The 21,090-nt window shown below is 67.3% G+C and carries 20 protein-coding genes and 1 pseudogene; 20 read left to right on the forward strand and 1 reads right to left on the reverse strand.

The annotated features are described in order from the left end of the window. Positions 1-5: 5 nt before the first annotated feature. The 18 genes and pseudogenes from ACJH6J_RS03225 (at position 6) to nuoN (ending at position 18,214) form a co-directional block, all read left to right on the forward strand. On the forward strand, positions 6-1,244 hold the full coding sequence (locus ACJH6J_RS03225) for an acyl-CoA dehydrogenase family protein (protein ID WP_212813609.1): 1,239 nt from the start codon (positions 6-8) through the stop codon (positions 1,242-1,244). After that, positions 1,241-2,212 (forward strand): phosphotransferase family protein, encoded by a 972-nt coding sequence (locus ACJH6J_RS03230; protein WP_244872837.1) that lies wholly within the window; start codon positions 1,241-1,243, stop codon positions 2,210-2,212. The genes ACJH6J_RS03225 and ACJH6J_RS03230 overlap by 4 nt, the downstream gene beginning before the upstream one ends. Then, on the forward strand, positions 2,209-2,526 hold the full coding sequence (locus ACJH6J_RS03235) for a DUF6285 domain-containing protein (RefSeq protein ID WP_244872836.1): 318 nt from the start codon (positions 2,209-2,211) through the stop codon (positions 2,524-2,526). Before ACJH6J_RS03230 ends, ACJH6J_RS03235 begins: the two co-directional genes overlap by 4 nt. A 45-nt stretch (positions 2,527-2,571) precedes the next feature. Continuing rightward, positions 2,572-2,964, forward strand: a complete 393-nt coding sequence (locus ACJH6J_RS03240; protein WP_135357290.1) for a response regulator transcription factor — start codon at positions 2,572-2,574, stop codon at positions 2,962-2,964. 193 nt (positions 2,965-3,157) lie between these two features. Next, complete coding sequence (locus ACJH6J_RS03245) at positions 3,158-3,532, forward strand: NADH-quinone oxidoreductase subunit A (protein WP_043400785.1); 375 nt, start codon at positions 3,158-3,160, stop codon at positions 3,530-3,532. Positions 3,533-3,542: 10 nt separating this feature from the next. Continuing rightward, a complete protein-coding gene (locus tag ACJH6J_RS03250; protein ID WP_029119553.1) occupies positions 3,543-4,100 on the forward strand; it encodes an NADH-quinone oxidoreductase subunit B family protein in 558 nt (185 codons plus the stop codon). After that, complete coding sequence (locus ACJH6J_RS03255; RefSeq protein ID WP_406803508.1) at positions 4,097-4,771, forward strand: NADH-quinone oxidoreductase subunit C; 675 nt, start codon at positions 4,097-4,099, stop codon at positions 4,769-4,771. Before ACJH6J_RS03250 ends, ACJH6J_RS03255 begins: the two co-directional genes overlap by 4 nt. Next, positions 4,771-6,096, forward strand: a complete 1,326-nt coding sequence (gene nuoD / locus ACJH6J_RS03260; RefSeq protein ID WP_406803509.1) for an NADH dehydrogenase (quinone) subunit D — start codon at positions 4,771-4,773, stop codon at positions 6,094-6,096. The genes ACJH6J_RS03255 and nuoD overlap by 1 nt, the downstream gene beginning before the upstream one ends. After that, a complete protein-coding gene (gene nuoE, locus ACJH6J_RS03265) occupies positions 6,093-6,815 on the forward strand; it encodes an NADH-quinone oxidoreductase subunit NuoE (RefSeq protein ID WP_406803510.1) in 723 nt (240 codons plus the stop codon). Before nuoD ends, nuoE begins: the two co-directional genes overlap by 4 nt. After that, positions 6,812-8,113: an NADH-quinone oxidoreductase subunit NuoF gene (gene nuoF / locus ACJH6J_RS03270; protein WP_212813601.1), complete on the forward strand. Its 1,302-nt coding sequence runs from the start codon at positions 6,812-6,814 to the stop codon at positions 8,111-8,113. The genes nuoE and nuoF overlap by 4 nt, the downstream gene beginning before the upstream one ends. After that, complete coding sequence (locus tag ACJH6J_RS03275; protein ID WP_406803511.1) at positions 8,110-10,482, forward strand: NADH-quinone oxidoreductase subunit G; 2,373 nt, start codon at positions 8,110-8,112, stop codon at positions 10,480-10,482. The genes nuoF and ACJH6J_RS03275 overlap by 4 nt, the downstream gene beginning before the upstream one ends. Next, complete coding sequence (nuoH, locus tag ACJH6J_RS03280) at positions 10,479-11,708, forward strand: NADH-quinone oxidoreductase subunit NuoH (RefSeq protein WP_346416835.1); 1,230 nt, start codon at positions 10,479-10,481, stop codon at positions 11,706-11,708. The genes ACJH6J_RS03275 and nuoH overlap by 4 nt, the downstream gene beginning before the upstream one ends. Beyond that, positions 11,698-12,257: pseudogene (gene nuoI, locus ACJH6J_RS03285) on the forward strand (NADH-quinone oxidoreductase subunit NuoI); the annotation flags it as partial. The gene nuoH and the pseudogene nuoI, both read left to right, overlap by 11 nt. Further along, positions 12,240-12,950, forward strand: coding sequence for an NADH-quinone oxidoreductase subunit J (locus tag ACJH6J_RS03290; RefSeq protein ID WP_346416836.1), 711 nt, complete (start codon positions 12,240-12,242; stop codon positions 12,948-12,950). The pseudogene nuoI and the gene ACJH6J_RS03290, both read left to right, overlap by 18 nt. Beyond that, the gene (nuoK, locus tag ACJH6J_RS03295; protein ID WP_061002954.1) at positions 12,947-13,246 is read left to right on the forward strand and encodes an NADH-quinone oxidoreductase subunit NuoK; all 300 of its coding nucleotides are present in this window, start codon (positions 12,947-12,949) and stop codon (positions 13,244-13,246) included. The genes ACJH6J_RS03290 and nuoK overlap by 4 nt, the downstream gene beginning before the upstream one ends. A gap of 2 nt (positions 13,247-13,248) precedes the next feature. Next, positions 13,249-15,132: an NADH-quinone oxidoreductase subunit L gene (nuoL, locus tag ACJH6J_RS03300; protein WP_406803512.1), complete on the forward strand. Its 1,884-nt coding sequence runs from the start codon at positions 13,249-13,251 to the stop codon at positions 15,130-15,132. Positions 15,133-15,137: 5 nt separating this feature from the next. Continuing rightward, on the forward strand, positions 15,138-16,676 hold the full coding sequence (locus ACJH6J_RS03305; protein WP_406803559.1) for an NADH-quinone oxidoreductase subunit M: 1,539 nt from the start codon (positions 15,138-15,140) through the stop codon (positions 16,674-16,676). A gap of 5 nt (positions 16,677-16,681) precedes the next feature. Then, complete coding sequence (gene nuoN, locus ACJH6J_RS03310; RefSeq protein WP_212814728.1) at positions 16,682-18,214, forward strand: NADH-quinone oxidoreductase subunit NuoN; 1,533 nt, start codon at positions 16,682-16,684, stop codon at positions 18,212-18,214. A gap of 95 nt (positions 18,215-18,309) precedes the next feature. Here the strand turns inward: nuoN and ACJH6J_RS03315 are convergent, their stop codons facing one another. Next, on the reverse strand, positions 18,310-19,548 hold the full coding sequence (locus tag ACJH6J_RS03315; protein ID WP_212806410.1) for an HNH endonuclease signature motif containing protein: 1,239 nt from the start codon (positions 19,546-19,548) through the stop codon (positions 18,310-18,312). Between the two features lie 479 nt (positions 19,549-20,027). Between ACJH6J_RS03315 and ACJH6J_RS03320 the strand changes: the two genes are divergently transcribed. Beyond that, the gene (locus ACJH6J_RS03320; protein WP_346416839.1) at positions 20,028-20,510 is read left to right on the forward strand and encodes a hypothetical protein; all 483 of its coding nucleotides are present in this window, start codon (positions 20,028-20,030) and stop codon (positions 20,508-20,510) included. After that, complete coding sequence (locus tag ACJH6J_RS03325) at positions 20,507-21,001, forward strand: polyketide cyclase (RefSeq protein WP_212806412.1); 495 nt, start codon at positions 20,507-20,509, stop codon at positions 20,999-21,001. Before ACJH6J_RS03320 ends, ACJH6J_RS03325 begins: the two co-directional genes overlap by 4 nt. The last annotated feature ends 89 nt before the right edge of the window (positions 21,002-21,090 follow it).

A 21,090-nucleotide genomic window follows, 5' to 3' on the forward strand; every position in this document is an offset into this window, starting at 1 on the left:
TCACCGTGGATTTCGCTCTACCGGAACACCTTCCGGGCCTGCTGGCAGAGATGGATGCCTTCATCGAGGCGGAGATCAAACCGCTGGAACGAGAGAACCTGCAGTACTTCGACCGGCGCCGGGAATTCGCCCGTACGGACCTCGAGAACGGCGGTGTGCCCACCCGGGAATGGGAGGATCTGCTCGACGAGATGCGCCGCCGTGCCGACGCAGCCGGATGGCTGCGCTACGGCCTGCCCAGCGAGTTCGGTGGCCGCGACGGCACCAATCTGGACATGGCCGTCATCCGGGAACACCTGGCGCACAAGGGCCTCGGCCTGCACAACGACCTGCAGGACGAGTCATCGATCGTCGGCAACTTCCCGCAGGTCATCATGATGAGCCGGTTCGGCACCCCGGCGCAGCAAGCCGAATGGGTCGAGGCCATGATCACCGGTGAACGGTCGATGGCGTTCGGGCTCACCGAACCCGACCACGGCAGCGACGCCACCTGGCTCGAGACCACGGCGGTCCGGGACGGTGACGGGTGGATCATCAACGGCCGCAAGCGCTGGAACACCGGAGTGCACCGCGCCACCCACGACCTGATCTTCGCCCGCACGTCGGGGGATCCCGGGCAGGCGGTCGGTATCACCGCGTTCCTCGTGCCCACCGACACCCCCGGTTTCACCGTGCCGTACTACTGGTGGACGTTCAACATGCCGAGCGACCACGGCGAGGTCGAACTGAACGATGTTCGGGTGCCGGCTGATGCGGTGCTCGGCGAGGTGGACCACGGCTTGGAGGTCGGCCAGACGTTCCTGCACGAGAACCGCATCCGTCAGGCCGCCAGCAGTCTGGGCGCCGCGCAGTACTGCATCGACCGGGCCGCGCAGTACGCCGGCGAGCGCGTCGTCTTCGGTAAGCCCCTGGCGGTGAACCAGGCCGTGCAGTGGCCGCTGGCCGAGCTGCAGACCGAGGCCCAGATGGTCCGGCTGCTGGTGTATTACGCCGCCTGGCACCTCGATCGGGATCACCACATGGAGGTTTCCGACAAGGTGTCGATGGCCAATTACCGCGCCAACAGACTGGTATGCGAGGCGGCCGACCGAGCCATGCAGATCCACGGTGGCGTCGGCTACAGCCGGCACGAGCCGTTCGAGCACATCTACCGGCACCACCGCCGCTACCGGATCACCGAAGGGGCGGAAGAGATTCAGATTCGCCGGGTGGCGCAGCGGATGCTGAAGTTCGGGCGCAAGTGATCGACGCGCCGGAATTGGCCCGAGCGCTCGCCGCGGTGCTCGAACCGGAGCTCGGCGAGGTCAGCGTCGAGAACCTGCGGGAACTCACCGGCGGTGCCAGCCGCGCGACGTGGGCGTTCGCGGCGACCACCGCGGCCGACGCCCGCCCATTGATCCTGCGGGTCGGACCGCCCGACGAAATCCACGCCGGCATGGAGCTCGAGGCCGCCGCGCTGTCCCGGGCCGCGGCCACGGGCGCGCCCGTGCCCCGGGTGCTGGCGGCCAGCAACTCACCGGAGGCCCTCGGCAGTCCGTTCCTGGTGTGCGATTTCGTACCCGGGGAGACCATCGTCCGCAAGATCCAGCGCGCACTCGACGACGACGGCCGGACCACCCTTCTCGGGCAATGCGCCGCAGCGCTGGCGGCGATCCACCGCGCCGACCCCACCGGCATCGGGCTGTCGAGCGAAGACCAACTGAGTTCATGGCGGCGCGAACTCGACGAGATCGGTGACACCACAGCCACTTTCGAGTGGGCCTTCCGCTGGTTGGCGCGCAACCAGCCGGCGGACACCGGCGGTGCGGTGTTGGTGCACGGCGACTTCCGGATGGGCAACCTGATCGTCGACGGCAGCCGGCTGGCGGCAGTGCTGGATTGGGAGCTCACCCATCTGGGCTCGCGCGCCGAGGACCTGGCCTGGTTCTGCATTCGGGCCTGGCGCTTCGGGGCGCCGCGGACGCTGGACGCCGGCGGCCTGGGCCGCATCGAGGACTTCCTGACCGCCTATGAGCACTCCAGCGGAATCACTCTGGACCGCAAGGCCTTTCACTGGTGGCTGGTGTCCGCCACCTTGCGCTGGGGCATCATCTGCCGGTATCAGGCGCAGCGCCACCTGTCCGGACAGGCCAGGTCGGTGGAGTTGGCGACCATCGGCCGGCGGGTGTGTGAAACCGAATGGGACCTGCTCAACCTCGTGGCGGCCCGATGAGCCATTACCGTCCCACCGCCGCTGAACTGGTCGCCGCCGTGGCCGAGTTCCTGGAGACCGAGGTACGCGCGGCCACCGATGGCGCGGTGAACTTCCATGCCCGCGTGGCCGCGAACGCGCTGCGGATCGTCGAACGCGAGCTGTCTCAGGACGGCGCAGAACCGGGGCTGCTGGGATTCGACGACGAGCAGGCCCTGGCGCGCGCGATACGCGACGGGGAGTTCGACGACCGTGGCCCCGAACTCGAGCCCGTGCTGCGGGCGCTCGTGCGGCATCGGCTGGACGTGGCCCATCCGGGCTATGCCGACGAGTAGCCGAACCCGGCCTACCTGATCGCCGTACTGTCGTAGCCTGAGCACGTGGCCGACTCCGCGCTCAAGATCCTGGTGTACAGCGACAATCCGAACACCCGTGACCAGGTGCGCACGGCGCTGGGACGGCGCATCCACCCGGACCTGCCCGACCTGACGTATCTCGACGTGGCGACGGCGCCCGTCGTGGTGAGTTCCGTCGACGCGGGCGGGATCGACTTGGCGATCCTGGACGGCGAGGCCACACCCGCCGGCGGGATGGGGCTCGCCAAGCAACTCAAGGACGAGGTCGCGAACTGCCCGCCGATCGTGGTGCTCACCGGCCGCCCGGACGACGCCTGGCTGGCCTCCTGGTCGCGCGCGGAGGCTGCAGTGCCCCATCCGATCGACCCGATCCGGCTCGGCGAGGCCGTGGTGGCGGTGCTGTCTCCACAGCGGTGAAACCGTGCGTTAACCAGCACGAAATGGCCTGTGGCCGTTCACTCTTCGCGTCAGCGGCGATGAGACGCGGGAACGTCAGGAACTGATCATGATCCTAGCCAAAATGCGGCGGCCGTTCCGTTAACCGAGCTAAGCTGTGGGCCAGCTCACATCGACAGCTCGACGAGGGAGCCACACAGGGCATGACGAACGCATGAACGTCTACATCCCCATCCTGGTACTCGGCGCGATCGCCGCGGCGTTCGCGGTGGGTTCGGTCGGAATCGCGCTGGTCATCGGCCCCCGCCGGTACAACCGGGCCAAGCTGGAGGCCTACGAATGCGGCATCGAGCCGATGGCCCCAGGCTCCCCCGGGCATGAGACCACCGGGCAGCGGTTCCCGGTCAAGTACTACCTGACCGCCATGCTGTTCATCGTCTTCGACATCGAGATCGTCTTCCTGTATCCCTGGGCCGTTTCCTTCGAATCGCTCGGGGTATTCGCCGTGGTGGAGATGTTGCTGTTCATGCTGACGGTGTTCGTCGCCTACGCATACATCTGGCGCCGCGGCGGACTGAGCTGGGACTGAGGGCAGACCCATGGGACTCGAAGAACGCCTGCCCGGCGGCATCCTGCTGTCCACCGTCGAGAAGGTCGCAGGCTACGTACGCAAGGGGTCGCTGTGGCCCGCCACCTTCGGCCTGGCCTGCTGCGCCATCGAGATGATGGCCACCGCGGGCCCGCGCTTCGACATCGCGCGCTTCGGCATGGAGCGGTTCTCCGCGACGCCGCGCCAGGCCGATCTGATGATCGTCGCGGGCCGCGTGAGCCAGAAGATGGCGCCGGTGCTGCGTCAGGTGTACGACCAGATGGCCGAACCCAAATGGGTGCTGGCCATGGGCGTGTGCGCCTCCTCCGGCGGCATGTTCAACAACTACGCGGTGGTGCAGGGCGTCGACCACATCGTGCCCGTCGACATCTACCTGCCCGGCTGCCCGCCGCGGCCCGAGATGCTGCTCAACGCAATCCTCAAGCTGCACGCCAAGATTCAGGAGATGCCGCTGGGCGTGAACCGGGCCGAGGCGATCGCCGCGGCCGAGGAAGCCGCCCTGCAGGCCCGCCCCACCATCGAGCTGAAGGGACTGCTGCGGTCATGACGGACGCGCCGGACCAGACGGGACCCGAGGTGATCGGGACGCGGCGCGGCATGTTCGGTGTGCGCGGCAGCGGCGACACGTCGGGCTACGGCCGGTTGGTCCGGGAGGTGGCCCTGCCCGGCAGCTCACCCCGGCCCTACGGCGGCTACTTCGACGACGTCGTCGACACGTTGGCGGCGACCCTCGGTCCCGACGAGTTCGGCGCCGCGATCGAGCGCGTCGTGGTCTTCCGCGACGAACTGACCCTCGAGGTGCGCCGCGAACACCTGGTCGCGGTGGCCCAGGCACTGCGCGACGAGCTGCGATTCGAGCTGTGTCTGGGAGTGTCCGGGGTGCACTACCCCGACGACACCGGTCGCGAACTGCACGCCGTCTACCCGCTGATGTCCATCACCCACAACCGCCGCATCCGCGTCGAGGCGTGTGCACCGGACGCCGATCCGCATGTGCCGTCGCTGTATTCGGTGTACCCGACGACCGACTGGCACGAGCGGGAGACCTACGACTTCTTCGGCATCATCTTCGACGGCCACCCTGCCCTGACCCGGATCGAGATGCCCGACGACTGGGTGGGCCACCCGCAGCGCAAGGACTACCCGCTCGGCGGAATCCCGGTCGAGTACCACGGTGCGAAAATCCCGCCCCCGGACGAACGGCGGGCCTACAACTGATGACTCAGGACAACGAACCCGATGGCCGCGAACGCGTGGTCACCGTCGGCGGTCAAGACTGGGCCGACGTCGTGGCCGCGGCACGGGAGAGCGCGGTCGCCGGCGAGCGCATCGTGGTCAACATGGGCCCGCAGCATCCGTCCACCCACGGCGTGCTGCGCCTGATCCTCGAGATCGACGGCGAGACCATCACCGAGGCCCGGTGCGGAATCGGCTACCTGCACACCGGAATCGAGAAGAATCTCGAATACCGGACCTGGACGCAGGGCGTCACCTTCGTGACCCGCATGGACTACCTGTCGCCTTTCTTCAACGAGACGGCGTACTGCCTCGGCGTCGAGAAGCTGCTCGGCGTCACCGACGCCATTCCCGAGCGCGCGAGCATCATCCGGGTGCTGCTGATGGAACTCAACCGCATCTCGTCACACCTGGTCGCGCTGGCGACCGGCGGTATGGAGCTGGGTTCCATGTCGGCCATGTTCTTCGGCTTCCGGGAACGCGAACTGGTGCTGTCGATCTTCGAGACCATCACCGGGCTCCGCATGAACCACGCCTACATCCGCCCCGGCGGCCTGGCCGCCGACCTGCCCGACGAGGCCCTGCCGCAACTGCGGGAACTGCTGAAGCTGCTGCCCAAGCGGTTGCGCGACATGGAGAATCTGCTCAACGAGAACTACATCTGGAAGGCCCGCACGCAGGGGGTCGGCTACCTGGACCTGACCGGGTGCATGGCGCTGGGCATCACCGGACCGGTGCTGCGCTCGACGGGGCTGCCGCACGATCTGCGAAAGGCGCAGCCGTACTGCGGATACGAGTCCTATGACTTCGACTGCATCACCGACGACCAGTGTGATGCCTACGGCCGCTACATCATTCGGGTCCGCGAGATGCACGAGTCCATCAAGATCGTCGAGCAGTGTGTCGAGAGGCTCGGCAAGGTCACCGGGCCGGTGATGATCACCGACAAGAAGCTGGCCTGGCCCGCGGACCTGAAGCTCGGCCCCGACGGCCTGGGCAATTCGAAGGAACACATCGCCAAGATCATGGGCTCGTCGATGGAGGCCCTGATCCACCACTTCAAGATCGTGACCGAAGGCATCCGGGTGCCCGCCGGGCAGGTGTACGTCGCGGTCGAATCGCCGCGCGGCGAGCTGGGTGTGCACATGGTCTCCGACGGTGGCACCCGGCCCTACCGGGTGCACTACCGCGACCCCTCGTTCACCAATCTGCAAGCGGTGTCGGTGATGTGCGAGGGCTCCATGGTCGCCGACGCCATCGCCGCGGTGGCATCGATCGATCCGGTGATGGGAGGCGTGGACAGGTGACCGCTATCGAACTGCGTCTCGGGCCGCGTCCGGACGAGCCCGGCCCACCGATCGGCCAAGGGCCGCAGTCGTATTCGCCTGACGTGACCGAGCGCCTGGCCGCCGACGCCGCGACGATCATTGCCCGCTACCCCAGTGCCCGTTCCGCGCTGCTGCCGCTGCTGCATCTCGTCCAATCCGAGGACGGGTACCTCACCCCTGCCGGAATCTCTTTCTGCGCTGCGCAATTGGACCTCAGCACCGCCGAGGTCACCGCGGTCGCGACGTTCTACTCGATGTACCGCCGCACCCCGACAGGCGAGTACCTCGTCGGGGTGTGCACCAACACGCTGTGCGCCATCATGGGCGGCGACGCCATCCTCGAATCACTGGAGGACCACCTGGGTCTCGGCGCCGGCGAGACCACCGCCGACCGCCGGGTCACGCTGGAGCACATCGAATGCAACGCCGCCTGCGACTACGCACCCGTGGTCATGGTGAACTGGGAGTTCTTCGACAACCAAACCCCCGGTTCCGCACGTGATCTCGTCGACTCGCTGCGGGCCGGTGAGCCGGTCACCCCGACGCGGGGCGCGCCCCTGTGCACCTTCAAGGACACCGCACGCATCCTCGCCGGCTTCCCCGATGAACGCCCCGGCAGCAACGACTCCGAACCGGGCGCGGCCACCCTCGCCGGGTTGCGCGTCGCCCAGGAGCGCGGGATGGAGGCGCCGCAATGACACTCGCGCCGGTGCTGAGCAGACACTGGGATGAGCCGCAGTCGTGGACGCTGCAGAGCTACGTCCGGCAGGGCGGCTACCAGGCACTGCGGGCGGTGTTGCGGATGCAACCCGCCGAAGTCATTGCGCTGGTCAAGGATTCCGGACTGCGCGGCCGCGGCGGCGCGGGTTTCCCCACGGGGACCAAATGGTCGTTCATCTCCCCCGACGACGGCCGTCCGCACTATCTGGTCGTCAACGCGGACGAATCCGAACCCGGGACGTGCAAGGACATTCCGCTGATGCTGGCCTCGCCGCACGCGCTGGTGGAAGGCGCGATCATCGCGTCGTACGCCATCGGCGCCCGCCACGCATTCATCTACGTGCGCGGTGAGGTGGTTCCGGTCCTGCGCCGGCTGCAGGGTGCGGTCGCCGAGGCCTACGCGAACGGCTATCTCGGCACCAACATCGCCGGCACCGGCTACGACCTGGATCTGGTGGTCCACGCCGGGGCGGGTGCGTACATCTGCGGCGAGGAGACCGCGCTGCTCGACTCCCTGGAGGGCCGGCGCGGCCAGCCCCGGTTGCGTCCGCCGTTCCCCGCGGTCGCCGGGCTGTACGCCTGCCCGACCGTGGTCAACAACGTCGAGTCGATCGCCAGTGTCCCGTCGGTGATCCGCGGCGGGGTCGACTGGTTCCGGTCCATGGGGTCGGAGAAGTCGCCCGGCTTCACGCTGTACTCGTTGTCGGGTCACGTCACCCGGCCGGGGCAATACGAGGCACCCCTGGGGATTTCGCTGCGCGAACTGCTGGAATACGCCGGCGGGGTGCGGGCCGGGCACCAGCTGAAGTTCTGGACGCCGGGCGGATCGTCGACGCCGATGCTCACATCCGAACACCTGGACGTCCCGCTGGACTACGAAGGCATGGCCGGGGTCGGCTCGATGCTGGGCACCAAGGCACTGCAGATCTTCGACGAGACGACCTGCGTGGTGCGGGCCGTCCGCCGGTGGACCCAGTTCTACGCCCACGAGTCCTGCGGCAAGTGCACGCCGTGCCGCGAGGGCACCTACTGGCTGGCGCAGATCTATGCCCGGCTGGAGAACGGACAGGCCCACGCGGCCGACCTGGACAAACTGCTCGACATCTCCGACGCCATCCTCGGCAAGTCGTTCTGTGCCCTCGGCGACGGTGCGGCGAGCCCGATCATGTCCTCGCTCAAGTACTTCCGCGACGAGTACGTCGCGCACCTGAACGGCGGCTGCCCCTTCGACCCGCACGCCGCCACGCTCTTCGCCACGGAAGGAGCGGGCGCATGACGGTCACCGAGCCGGCGAAGGACGCGGCCGCGGTCGAGATGGTGACGCTGACCATCGACGACCAGCAGATCAGTGTGCCCAAGGGCACGTTGGTGATTCGAGCGGCCGAGCTCATCGGCGTCCAGATTCCCCGGTTCTGCGACCACCCCCTGCTCGACCCGGTGGGCGCCTGCCGGCAGTGCCTCGTCGAGGTGGAGGGTCAGCGGAAACCGTTGGCGTCGTGCACCACCACGGTCACCCCGGACATGGTCGTGCGTACCCAGGTGACGTCGGAGGCCGCCGACAAGGCACAGCACGGCGTGATGGAACTGCTGCTGATCAACCATCCGCTGGACTGCCCCGTCTGCGACAAGGGCGGCGAATGCCCACTGCAGAACCAGGCGATGTCCAACGGCCGCGCCGATTCTCGCTTCGAGGACGTCAAGCGCACCTTCCCCAAACCCATCAACCTGTCGGCTCAGGTCCTGCTCGACCGGGAACGCTGCGTCCTGTGCGCGCGCTGCACCCGGTTCTCGAACCAGGTCGCCGGCGACCCGTTCATCGAACTGCTGGAACGTGGCGCACTGCAGCAGGTCGGTATCGGGGGCGATGACCCGTTCGACTCCTACTTCTCCGGCAACACCGTGCAGATCTGTCCCGTCGGCGCGCTGACCGGGACTGCGTACCGGTTCCGGGCCCGGCCTTTCGACCTGGTCTCCTCCCCCAGCGTCTGCGAACACTGCGCCTCGGGCTGTGCGCAGCGCACCGATCATCGCCGCGGAACGGTGTTGCGCCGCTTGGCCGGTGACGATCCCGAGGTGAACGAAGAGTGGAACTGCGACAAGGGCCGGTGGGCCTTCACCTACGCCACGCAGGGTGACCGGATCACCACACCCTTGATCCGCGAGGCCGACGGCACCCAGCGCCCGGCGTCGTGGCCCGAGGCCGTCGCCGTCGCGGTGCGCGGCCTGTCGGCGGCCGGGGCCCGGACCGGCGTGCTGGTCGGCGGACGACTCACGACCGAAGACGCCTATGCGTATGCCAAGTACGCGCGGATTGTGCTGGGCACCAACGACATCGACTTCCGCAACCGGGTGCACAGCGACGAGGAAGCCCAGTTCCTGGCGGCGTCCGTCGCGGGTCAGCCGATGCGGGTGACGTACGCCGACCTGGAGCAGGCGCCCGTCGTGCTGCTCGTCGCGTTCGAGCCGGAAGACGAATCGCCGATCATCTACCTGCGGCTGCGCAAGGCCTTCCGCAAGCACGGTCTGAAAGTTGTTGCGGTGGCGCCGTTCGCGAGCCGCGGTCTGGCGAAGATGGGCGGCACCCTCATCTCCGCCGCACCCGGCCGCGAACCCCGCGCCCTCGACGCCGTCGAGGTGTTGCCGCCCGGTTCGGTCATCCTCACCGGTGAGCGGCTGGCCGGTATCCCAGGCGGGTTCTCCGCTGTGGCCCGGTTGGCCGAGCGGACCGGCGCGGCCGTCGGCTGGGTACCACGGCGGGCCGGCGAGCGCGGTGCACTGGAAGCCGGTGCGGCCCCGAATCTGTTGCCCGGCGGTCGTTTGGTGACCGATGTGCCGTCACGCACGGAAGTTGCCGTCGCCTGGCACGTCGACGAACTGCCCGACGCTCCGGGCCGCGACACCACCGGGATCCTCGCCGCCGCAGCCGACGGCGAGCTCGAGGCTGTCCTGGTCGCCGGTGTCGAGCTGGCCGATCTACCCGACCCAGCACTGGCGCAGCAGTCGCTCGGCGCCGCGAAGTTCGTGGTGAGCATGGAAGTACGTCGCAGCGCCGTCACCGATCTCGCGCACGTGGTGTTCCCGGTGGCACCCGTCGTCGAGAAAGCCGGCAGCTTCGTGAACTGGGAAGGCCGACATCGCGCATTCGGCGCGGCGCTGCCGCCCGCCACGCGAGCGGACATGGGGGTGCTGGCCGCGCTCGCCGACGAGCACTGCATCGATCTGGGTCTGCGCGATGTCGCGACCGTGCGCAACGAGATGAACCGACTGGGGTGCTGGACCGGACCACGGCCCGCCGCACCGGAATTCACCGCGCCCCCGAACCCCGTGCCCGGTCCCGGTCAGGCGGTTCTTGCCGGCTGGCGGATGCTGCTGGACGCCGGCCGGCTGCAGGACGGCGAACCCCATCTGGCCGCCACGGCGCGTCCGGCGGTGGCCCGCTTGTCGCCCGACACGGCCGCGAGCGTCGGCGCGTCCGAAACCCTCACCGTCAGTACCGATCGCGGCAGCATCACCCTGCCGCTCGAGATCACCGACATGCCGACCGGCGTGGTGTGGCTGCCGCTGAACTCGCCGGGTTCGCCCGTCCATGCCACGCTCGGCGTCGCCCCCGGCGCGGTCGTCTCGATCAGCGGGGCGGCAACGTGAACTATCCCGACCTCTCCTCGTTCGGCCTGGACCCGTGGTGGCTGGTCCTCGCCAAAGCCCTTGGCATTTTTGTGTTCCTGGTGCTGACGGTGCTCGTCGCGATCCTGCTCGAACGACGAGTCCTGAGCTGGATGCAGATGCGCATCGGGCCGAACCGGGTGGGGCCGTTCGGGTTACTGCAGAGCCTCGCCGATGGCATCAAGCTCGCCCTCAAAGAAGGGCTGGTCCCGGCCGGGGTGGACAAGCCGATCTACCTGCTGGCGCCGATCATCTCGGTGATCCCGGCGATCATGGCGTTCGCCGTCATCCCGATGGGGCCGCTGGTCCACGTCTTCGGGCACGAGACGCCGCTGCAGTTGACCGACCTGCCGGTCGCGGTGTTGTACGTCCTTGCGGTCACCTCGATCGGGGTCTACGGAATCGTGTTGGCGGGCTGGGCTTCCGGCTCGACCTATCCCCTGCTCGGCGGGCTGCGGTCCAGCGCGCAGGTCATCTCGTACGAGATCGCGATGGCGCTGTCGTTCGCCGCGGTGTTCCTGTACGCGGGCACCATGTCGACGTCGCAGATCGTCGCGTCACAACAGGGCCGCTGGTACGTCTTCCTGCTGCTGCCGTCGTTCCTGATCTACGTGGTGTCGATGGTCGGCGAAACGAACCGGGCGCCGTTCGATCTGCCCGAGGCCGAAGGCGAGCTGGTCGGCGGATTCCACACCGAGTACTCGTCACTGAAGTTCGCGATGTTCATGCTCGCGGAATACGTCAACATGACAACGGTTTCCGCACTGGCCACCACCCTGTTCCTCGGTGGTTGGCAGGCGCCCTGGCCCCTGAGCCTCATCCCCGGCGCCAACACCGGCTGGTGGCCGCTGCTGTGGTTCGTCGGCAAGGTGTGGGCGTTCCTGTTCTTGTTCATGTGGCTCCGGGCCACGCTCCCGCGCCTGCGGTACGACCAGTTCATGGCGCTGGGCTGGAAGGTGCTCATCCCGATCTCGCTGGCGTGGATCATGATCGTCAGCATCGTGCGGACGCTGCGTCTGCAGGGGCACGACAGCTGGCCCGTCGTGCTGGCCTTCGCCGGCGCCATCGCCGTGGTGGCCATCGCCGGTGCGTTGTGGAACACGGTGCGGCGCAAGTCGGCTCGCACGCGGGCCCCGGCCGTCGAACCGCAGCCCGGCGCGTTCCCGGTGCCGCCCATCCCGGCCAAGGAGGTTCACCATGCCCGGTAGGCCCAAGTTCATCGACGCGATTGCCGGTTTCGGCGTCACCTTCGGGACCATGTTCAAGAAACCGGTCACCGAGCAGTATCCCGAGGAGCCCGGTCCGGTCGCTCCGCGCTATCACGGCCGGCATCAGCTCAACCGGTACGACGACGGCCTCGAGAAGTGCATCGGTTGCGAACTGTGCGCGTGGGCCTGCCCCGCGGACGCGATCTATGTCGAGGGCGCCGACAACACCGAGGAACAACGGTTCTCGCCCGGCGAGCGGTACGGCCGGGTGTACCAGATCAACTATCTGCGGTGCATCGGCTGCGGGCTCTGCATCGAGGCCTGCCCGACGCGGGCGCTGACCATGACCAACGACTACGAGATGGCCGACGACAACCGGTCCGACCTGATCTACGGCAAGGACAAGCTCCTGGCGCCGCTGAAACCCGACATGACCGCGCCACCGCACGCCATGGCCGAGGGCAGCACCGACGAGGACTACTACCGCGGCAATATCACCGCGGACGGCCTGAAGCGGCGCGAGGCGGCCAAGTGACCGGAGAGGCCGTGACGTTCTGGGTGCTCGGTACCGTGTCGGTGCTCGGCGCCATCGCCATGGTGGCCGCCCCCAAAGCGGTGTACTCGGCAATGTTCCTGGCCAGCACCATGATCAGCCTGGCGGTGCTCTACATCGCCCAGGACGCGGTGTTCCTCGGTGTCGTGCAGGTGGTGGTCTACACCGGTGCGGTCATGATGCTGTTCCTGTTCGTCCTCATGCTCATCGGTGTCGATTCGGCGGACTCGCTGATCGAAACCATTCGGGGACAACGCGTTGCCGCCATGGTGGCCGGCATCGGATTCGGCATCGCGGTGATCGCCGGGATCGGCAGTCTCGGGGCCAACTTCGTCGGGCTGGAGCACGCCAACCGGGCCGGCAACGTCCAGGGCCTGGCGGTGCTGATCTTCACGCGCTACCTGTGGGCCTTCGAGGTCACCAGCGCGCTGCTCATCACCGCGGCGCTGGGTGCCATGGTGCTGACCCACCGCGAACGCTTCGAGCGTCGAAAGACCCAGCGCGAGCTGGCAATCGAACGGTTCGCCGGCGGCGGGCACCCGACACCACGGCCCAACCCCGGGGTGTACGCGCGGCACAACGCCGTCGACATCCCGGCGAAGCTGCCCGACGGCTCGGACGCCGACATGTCCGTCAGCGCCATCCTGCCGCGGCGCAGTGTGTCCCTCGACGATGGGAACGCCTCATGAATCCCACCAATTACCTGTATCTCTCGGCGCTGCTGTTCACCATCGGCGCGGCCGGTGTGCTGGTGCGCCGCAACGCCATCGTCATGTTCATGTGCGTCGAATTGATGCTCAACGCAGCCAATCTGGCGTTCGTCACGTTCTCCCGGATGCACGGCGAGCTCGACGGTCAGGTGGTGGCGTTCTTCACCATGGTCGTGGCGGCATGTGAGGTGGTGGTGGGACTGGCGATCATCATGACCATATTCCGGACCCGGCGATCGGCGTCGGTCGACGCCGCGAACCTGCTGAAGCAGTGACCATGACGACATCGGTGTGGTTGCTGATCGCGCTGCCGCTGGCCGGCGCGGCGATACTGCTGCTCGGCGGCAAGGCCACCGACGCGTGGGGGCATCTGCTCGGCTGCGCCACGGTGGTCGGCGCCTTCCTCGTCGGCGCCACCCAGTTCGCGGCAATGTCCGGTCGCGACAACGACGTCCGGTTGGTGCACGAGACGCTGTTCTCCTGGGTTCCGGTGGCCCAACTGCAGGTCGATTTCGGCTTGCGTCTGGACCAGCTGTCAGTGTGCTTCGTCCTGCTCATCACCGGAGTCGGCGCGCTGATCCACATCTATTCGATCGGCTACATGGCGCACGACCCGGCCCGGCGGCGCTTTTTCGCCTATCTCAACCTGTTCGTCGCGGCCATGCTGCTGCTGGTGCTGGCCGACAACTATCTCGGTCTGTACGTGGGGTGGGAAGGCGTCGGCCTGGCGTCGTACCTGCTGATCGGGTTCTGGTCGCACAAACCGTCGGCGGCGGCGGCCGCCAAGAAGGCGTTCGTCGTCAACCGGGTCGGTGACATCGGGCTGGCGCTGGCCCTGGCGGCGATGTTCGCGCACACCGGAACCCTCTCGTACACGGGTGTTTTCGCGCAGGCGCCACATCTCGCCGCGACCACCGTCACCCTCATCGGTCTGCTGTTGCTGCTGGCGGCCTGCGGCAAGTCCGCTCAGGTACCGCTGCAGTCGTGGCTCGGCGATGCGATGGAGGGCCCGACCCCCGTGTCGGCGCTGATCCACGCGGCCACCATGGTCACGGCCGGCGTGTACCTGGTGGTGCGGTCGGCTCCGATCTTCAACCAGTCCGCCGACGCCCGGTTGGCGGTCGCCGTCGTCGGCGCCGTCACGCTGTTGTTCGGCGCGGTGATCGGCTGCGCCAAAGACGACATCAAGAAGGCCCTCGCGGCGTCGACCATGAGCCAGATCGGCTACATGATGCTGGCCGCGGGTCTCGGACCCGCCGGCTACGCGCTCGCGATCCTGCATCTGCTGGCGCACGGTTTCTTCAAGGCCGGACTGTTCCTCGGTGCCGGTTCGGTGATGCACGCCATGGACGACGAGACCGACATGCGCCGCTACGGCGGGCTGCGCACCGCGATGCCCGTCACGTTCGCCACGTTCGGCATGGGTTACCTCGCGATCATCGGTATCCCGCCGCTGTCCGGGTTCTTCTCGAAAGACCCCATCATCGAGACCGCGTTCGCGGCCGGCGGCGCCAAGGGTCTGCTGTTCGGCGGCGCCGCCCTGCTGGGCGCGGGCATCACGGCGTTCTACATGACCCGCGTCATGCTGATGACGTTCTTCGGCGAAAAGCGCTGGCGTGCCGAGGCGCATCCCCACGAGTCGCCGTCGGTCATGGGCTGGCCGATGGTGGTGCTGGCCGCCGGATCGATCGGTGCGGGCGCGCTTCTCGCCGTCGGTGGGAAGTTGGAGCATTGGCTCGAACCGGTCGTCGGCTTCCACGAGCCCGAGCATGCGGTGCCCGCTTGGCTGCTCACGGTCATCACGCTCGCGGTGGTCGGCGTCGGCGTCGCGATCGCCTACCGGATGTATGCGCGCCAACCCGTCCCGATCAGCGCCCCGGTCAACGTCTCCGGGCTGACGGTCGCCGCGCGCAACGACCTGTACGGCGATGCGTTCAACGAGCGGGCCCTGATGGTGCCGGGCCGGCGGCTCACCGAGAACCTTGTCGACTTCGATGACGTCGCCGTCGACGGCGTCACCCGCGAGCTCGCCGCGCTGGTCCGCACCGGGTCGCAGGATCTTCGACGCTGGCAGAACGGGTTTGCCCGGTCGTATGCGCTGTCCATGTTGGCCGGAGCGGCATTGATTGCGGCCGCCATTCTCACGGTGAGGGTGTGGTGACCGGAATGTGGTGGCTGACAGCGTTGTGGGCCGTCCCGATAGCCGGCGGGGCGGCAGTGATCCTGTTGCCCGCCGGCGCACGGGCTTTCGCCCGCTGGGCGGCCCTGGCGGTGTCGCTGGTGGTGCTCGTCATCGCGCTGGTGCTGGCGCTGCGCTTCGACCCGGCCGGGGCGCGCTACCAGTTCGTCGAGAACCACCCGTGGATACCGTCGTTCGGCACCGGCTACATCCTCGGGATCGACGGCGTGGCCCTGGTCTTGGTCGCACTGACCGCTGTCCTGGTACCGCTGCTGATCATCGCCGGCTGGAATGACGGTGACTCGAATGATGCCGGCGCGCAGGCCAAGTCGACCCACGCCTACTTCGCGCTGATCCTCGCCGTCGAATCGATGGTGCTGATCTCCCTGGTGTCACTGGACATCCTGCTGTTCTATGTGTTCTTCGAGGCCATGCTGATCCCGATGTACTTCCTCATCGGCGGTTTCGGCGCGGACCGGCCCGCCGCGTCCAAAGCAGCGGTGAAGTTCCTGCTGTACAACCTGTTCGGCGGCCTGATCATGCTGGCCGCGGTCATCGGACTGTACGTTGCCACCGCCAACAGTCCCGCTTTCAACCACGGCTCCTTCGATTTCCGTGCCGTCGCGGATGCCGTGCGCTACGGCAGCCTCAACATCAGCCCGGGGATAGCCAATGCACTGTTCGGTGGGTTCATGTTCGCGTTCGCAGTCAAGGCACCTCTGTGGCCCCTGCACCGTTGGCTGCCCGACGCGGCGGTGCACGCCACTCCGGCCACGGCCGTGCTGATGATGGCCGTCGTCGACAAGGTGGGCACATTCGGCATGCTCCGGTACTGCCTGCAGCTGTTCCCGTCGTCCGCAGCGACATTCCGGCCCTTGATCATTGCGCTGGCCGTTATCGGCATCGTCTACGGGGCCATCGTCGCCATCGGCCAGACGGACGTCATGCGCTTGATCTCCTACACCTCGATCTCGCACTTCGGCTTCATCATTCTGGGCATCTTCGCCATGACCGAGCAGGCGCAGTCCGGCGCCGCGCTGTACATGGTCAACCACGGCATCTCGACCGCCGCGCTGTTCCTGATCGCCGGGTTCCTGGTGTCCCGCCGCGGGTCTCGCGCCATCGCCGACTACGGCGGTGTGCAGACCGTCGCACCGATACTGGCCGGCACGTTCCTGATCGCCGGACTCGCGACGCTGTCGCTGCCCGGCCTGGCACCGTTCATCAGCGAATTCCTGGTTCTGGTCGGCACATTCATCCATTACCCGGCCGTCAGCGCCGTCGCGGCCACGGCCCTGGTGCTCTCCGCGCTCTACATCCTGTGGATGTACCAGCGGATGATGACGGGCCCCGTCGCCGACGGCAACGACAAGCTGCGCGACCTCGTGCCGCGGGAACTGGCCGTGGTCGTGCCGTTGGTCGCCCTGCTGCTGATGCTCGGCGTCTACCCCAAGCCCGCGTTGGACGTCATCAATCCGGCTGTCGGACATACCTCGTCGAGTACCGCCCAGGGGGTCGCCCGGTGACGCCCATCCCCGCGCCGTCCGTCGAGTACGGCCTGCTGTCGCCGATGCTGATCGTGTTCGGCATCGCGCTGGCAGGTGTGCTCGTGGAAGCCTTCGCACCGCGCCCGGCGCGGTACCGCGCCCAAGTGGTGTTGAGTATCGGTGGCCAGGCGGTGGCCCTGGTGGCCGTGGTTTCCCAAGCGCTGCACCTGGGTTCGGCGATCGGCCGGCCTGCAGTTCTCGGGGCCATCGCCATCGACCGCCCGGCGCTCTTCCTGCAGGGCACTCTGCTGGGGGTCAGCCTGTTGGCCACCTTGCTGATGGCACAACGGGTTTCGGACGGCAGTGGGCTGGCCGCGTTCACCCCGCAGGCCGCGACAGTGCCCGGTAGCGCCGCCGAGCAGATCGCCCTCAAGACCGGTGTCGCCCAGACCGAGGTGTTCCCGCTGGCGATGTTCGCGCTCGGCGGCATGATGCTGTTCGGCGCGTCCGATGATCTGCTGACGATGTTCGTCGCGCTCGAGGTGCTGTCCCTGCCGCTGTACCTGATGTGCGGTCTGGCCCGCCGGAATCGGCTGCTGTCGCAGGAAGCGTCGCTGAAGTACTTTCTGCTGGGGGCATTTTCGTCGGCATTCTTCCTCTTCGGCGTCGCGATGCTCTACGGCTACTCCGGCAGCCTGAGCCTCTCGGGCGTCGCCGCCGGCCGCGGACCGGCCTCTCTTGGGCTCATCGGCATCGCGCTGCTGTGCGTGGGCCTGCTGTTCAAAGTCGGTGCGGTGCCATTCCATTCGTGGGTGCCCGACGTCTATCAAGGGGCACCCACACCAGTCACGGCCTTCATGGCGTCGGCCACCAAGATCGCCGCCTTCGGCGCGCTGCTGCGGGTCTGCTACGTGGCGCTGCCGGCGCTGGCCAATGATTGGCGGCCGGTGCTGTCGATCATCGCGGTGCTGTCCATGGCGGTGGGCACGGTGATCGCCATCGCGCAGAACTACGTCAAGCGCATGCTGGCGTACTCCTCGGTGGCACATACCGGCTTCATCCTCACCGGCGTGATCGCGCTCAACGACAACGGACTGTCGGCGTCGTTGTTCTACCTGTTCGCCTACGGTTTCAGCACGCTCGGCGCATTCGCGGTCGTGAGTGTGGTGCGCCGCGCCGACGGGGACGAGGAAGATGACCTGCGGCGGTGGGCCGGACTCGGACGCCGGCATCCATTCTTCGGTGTCGTGTTCGCGTTGTTCTTGCTTGCTTTCGCCGGCATTCCCCTGACCAGTGGATTCGTCAGCAAGTTCGCCGTCTTCAAAGCCGCAGCCGAAGGTGGTGCCGCATCGCTTGTCGTCATCGGTGTGATCGTCAGCGCCGTCGCCGCGTACTTCTACGTCCGCGTGATCGTCCTGATGTTCTTCACTGATGCGGTCGAGGACGGCCCGCAAGTTCAGTCGGGCAGTCTGAGCACCGCGATGATCGGGCTCACCGCCTTTGTGACGCTGGCGCTGGGCGCCGTCCCGCAGCCGGTGCTCGACCTGGCCAACCACGCGGGTCAGTTCCTGCGGTGAGTGGCTGACCAACGGCCGGGCCGCCGCGGCCGGCTGCGGGCCGACACCCGGCCCCGAACACTGTTGAGTTGTCAAGGTGCGCAATGCTTTAGGTGTTAGGCGGCTGTGTCGAGGCGCATGGTGCGGCGGTTGTGGGCGGGGATGGGTTTTCGGTGTGGGTCGACGGCCGCGGGTGGGATGAGCCAGGGGTGTTTGTCCAGTCCCATGACGACGTCCCAGCCGTCGTGGTGGACGTTGGCGTGGCAGGCCGGGCACAGCAGGCACCCGTTGGCTAGTGATGTCTGACCGTGGTGGGTCCAGTGGATGATGTGGTGGGCGTGGGTGCGTCCGGGTGGGGCGCCGCATTTGATGCAGCACTGATCCCGCAAATACAGCGCTTTGCGCAGGTGCGCCGGGAACAAACGTTTCTCCCGCCCCATATCGAGGGGTACGTGTTCGCCGTCGACGATCATGGTGGTGACGGTGGTGTCGCAGCAGATTCGTTCCAGGGTCATGGTGCTGATCGACCCGATGAATTCCAACGCCGCCAGGTCCGGGGCGTCGGCGGGCACGGTCACCAGTAGCTGCGTGCGCGGCGCGTAAGCGGTGTCGCCGCCGCGGGCGGCGATGTCCAGCACCGCTTCCAGCGCGTCGGCCCGCCGCCGGCCCGCCGTGCGGGTGTCGGGGCTGCCGTCGGGTTCGGGCCGCGGCGCCGATCCTTGTTCGATCGCCGCGATGTACTTGGCCCCGACTTCGGCGTCCAGGTCCGCCCGGATCTGGACCCGCCCGTCGCTGGTGACGCGGTGGTCGGCGGTGTTGACCGACCGGTCCTCGGCCGCCGGCAGGCCACCTTCGGCGGCCGCATGCCGGTTGCCCAACCGGCGGGCGCGGGCCCCGATGTCTGCGGGGGTGGCGCCGGAGAAGAACTGCCCCAACAGATCGGTCACCTGCCCGAACCGGGTCTCCTCGTCTACCTCACCGGGTGCGCGGGCTCGGATGTGGTTGATGCCTTTGACGATCGCATCGACATGCTCCCCGGAGATCGCCCCATCAGCGGCATGCGCCGCGAGCGTGGGCAACGCCGACAAGGCTGCCGATACCCGGATAAAGCGCTCGGCCACCGATGGCGCACACCCCAACGCCATCAACAACTCCCGCGGCGTCCGGCCCTGCGCGGCCGCCACCCCGCAGCGGTCCAACACCCCGGTCAGCATCGCTGCCAGATGATCGGCCATATTGCGCAGTTTCATCACGCACGTCATGGCCGCCACTGCGTCGTCCCGGGACATGTCGTCGGGGACGGCCACGTCGCGGAGGCGCTCGAGAAGAGCGTTGAGATCCGGTGTGATTCCCATGCCCAATTGTATCGAACGTATGTTCGAACCGCAAGGACTTTTTGGGCCTACATCAGGACACCGGTGACAGTGCGGCTGATCGTGGTGAAGCCCATCGGGTGACCTGATGCGTCCCGTGGGGAGCTCGGCATTCTGCGACGAGTGCGACAATTGCCGAAAGTCGTTCTACACCTTGCGTAAAGGAGCGATGGACGACGCGGTTTTGATCGTCAACAGCCGGCAACGCGATCATCGCCGTCCCAAAACCACAGAACTGCCACCAAGGTCCTGGTACATCGCGTTCCGAATTCTGCAGTGCCTCAAGACGTTGCCGACTCAAAGCGTCTACACACCGGACCATACGCGGCGATCGCTGCCGTCTCGCCGTCCCGACGCTCGTTGAACTTGTCATCAGCGCGCGGCGCCCGCCCGAGTGGTACCCGGTTCCGCCACGAAACTGGCCCCTGACAAGCGGCCAATGAGTACCTAGCCTCGTAGTCATGGCGACGGAGTTGGCAGTTGGGCATGCGCGCCAGGTGAGCCTGGCAAGCGTGGCTCTGCCCCCAAGCCTCCGGCAGGCTGACTACCTCGACATCTTCGAAGTCACCGTCGCCGAATCTGACGCGCGTACGCCCGAAACGCTGGCACGGCAGGCTCTCGAGCAATCCGGTCCAGCCATCCGCGAGGGAATCCGGTTCGCGCACAAGGCGTTACTGCGATTCCGGCTCGGGCCGACGGACTCATCGCAGCATGTCCTCGGCTGGCGTATCGCGGCGTCGACTCCCGATGCGGTTCGCCTGGAGGCCGAATCGCCGCTGATGGACGGAACTCTGATCCTCCGACGAGTCGATGCCTCGACGGGCCAACTCATCACCGCACTGCACTACAAACAGCAGCGGCCTGCGACGGTGATCTGGCGGGCCATCGGCCCCATCCACCGCACGGCTGCTCCATACCTGATGAACAAGGTGGTCACCCGATGATCGGTGACCGCTGGGGCGTCACCGACGCCGAGACCATGGCGCGCTACGACTGCGACAGCTACGTCGCCAGCCCATCGCTCGAGGCGTGGCGCGGAGTCACTGTCAACACCACACCAGATCGGTTGTGGCCGTGGCTTGTTCAAGTGCGCCTGGCACCGTACTCCTACGACTGGATCGACAATCTGGGCCGTGAGTCACCACGCAAGCTGCACAACCTGAACGACCCCCGGCCCGGCGATCCGTTCACCGCCAGCGCCGGCCGGCCACTGGGCAAGGTGCTCTCGGTGGACCACCAAGCGCAGTTGACGGCGCAGATCATGGGCGCTCACATGTCCTATCGGCTCACCCCGCTCGATGACCACAGAACTCGGTTGGTACTGAAAGTGACTGCGCCACAGTCGTGGCGGCTCGCCGCTCCCCTACTCAGTGTGGGGGATCTAGTGATGGCCCGACGGCAGCTACTCAACTTCAAGCAGCTCGCCGAGAAGTAGCGCCTCCAACTTTGTGATGCACGTCACATTGTGGACCTGTCACAAAACGGGCTCCAGATGCATCTCAGAGGTAAGGCGTTCATCAAAGG

The sequence above is a fragment of the Mycobacterium sp. SMC-18 genome (assembly GCF_045310895.1).
GTDB lineage: Bacteria > Actinomycetota > Actinomycetes > Mycobacteriales > Mycobacteriaceae > Mycobacterium.

Bases quoted from the DNA above. Each gene is read 5' to 3' on its own strand.
- nuoK (WP_061002954.1), top strand. From the start codon at position 12,947: ATGAATCCCACCAATTACCTGTATCTCTCGGCGCTGCTGTTCACCATC.
- nuoD (WP_406803509.1), top strand. From the start codon at position 4,771: ATGACTCAGGACAACGAACCCGATGGCCGCGAACGCGTGGTCACCGTC.
- ACJH6J_RS03315 (WP_212806410.1), bottom strand. From the start codon at position 19,548: ATGGGAATCACACCGGATCTCAACGCTCTTCTCGAGCGCCTCCGCGAC.
- ACJH6J_RS03235 (WP_244872836.1), top strand. From the start codon at position 2,209: ATGAGCCATTACCGTCCCACCGCCGCTGAACTGGTCGCCGCCGTGGCC.
- nuoL (WP_406803512.1), top strand. From the start codon at position 13,249: ATGACGACATCGGTGTGGTTGCTGATCGCGCTGCCGCTGGCCGGCGCG.
- ACJH6J_RS03275 (WP_406803511.1), top strand. From the start codon at position 8,110: ATGACGGTCACCGAGCCGGCGAAGGACGCGGCCGCGGTCGAGATGGTG.
- ACJH6J_RS03320 (WP_346416839.1), top strand. From the start codon at position 20,028: ATGGCGACGGAGTTGGCAGTTGGGCATGCGCGCCAGGTGAGCCTGGCA.
- ACJH6J_RS03325 (WP_212806412.1), top strand. From the start codon at position 20,507: ATGATCGGTGACCGCTGGGGCGTCACCGACGCCGAGACCATGGCGCGC.
- ACJH6J_RS03245 (WP_043400785.1), top strand. From the start codon at position 3,158: ATGAACGTCTACATCCCCATCCTGGTACTCGGCGCGATCGCCGCGGCG.
- nuoF (WP_212813601.1), top strand. From the start codon at position 6,812: ATGACACTCGCGCCGGTGCTGAGCAGACACTGGGATGAGCCGCAGTCG.
- ACJH6J_RS03305 (WP_406803559.1), top strand. From the start codon at position 15,138: ATGTGGTGGCTGACAGCGTTGTGGGCCGTCCCGATAGCCGGCGGGGCG.
- ACJH6J_RS03250 (WP_029119553.1), top strand. From the start codon at position 3,543: ATGGGACTCGAAGAACGCCTGCCCGGCGGCATCCTGCTGTCCACCGTC.
- ACJH6J_RS03255 (WP_406803508.1), top strand. From the start codon at position 4,097: ATGACGGACGCGCCGGACCAGACGGGACCCGAGGTGATCGGGACGCGG.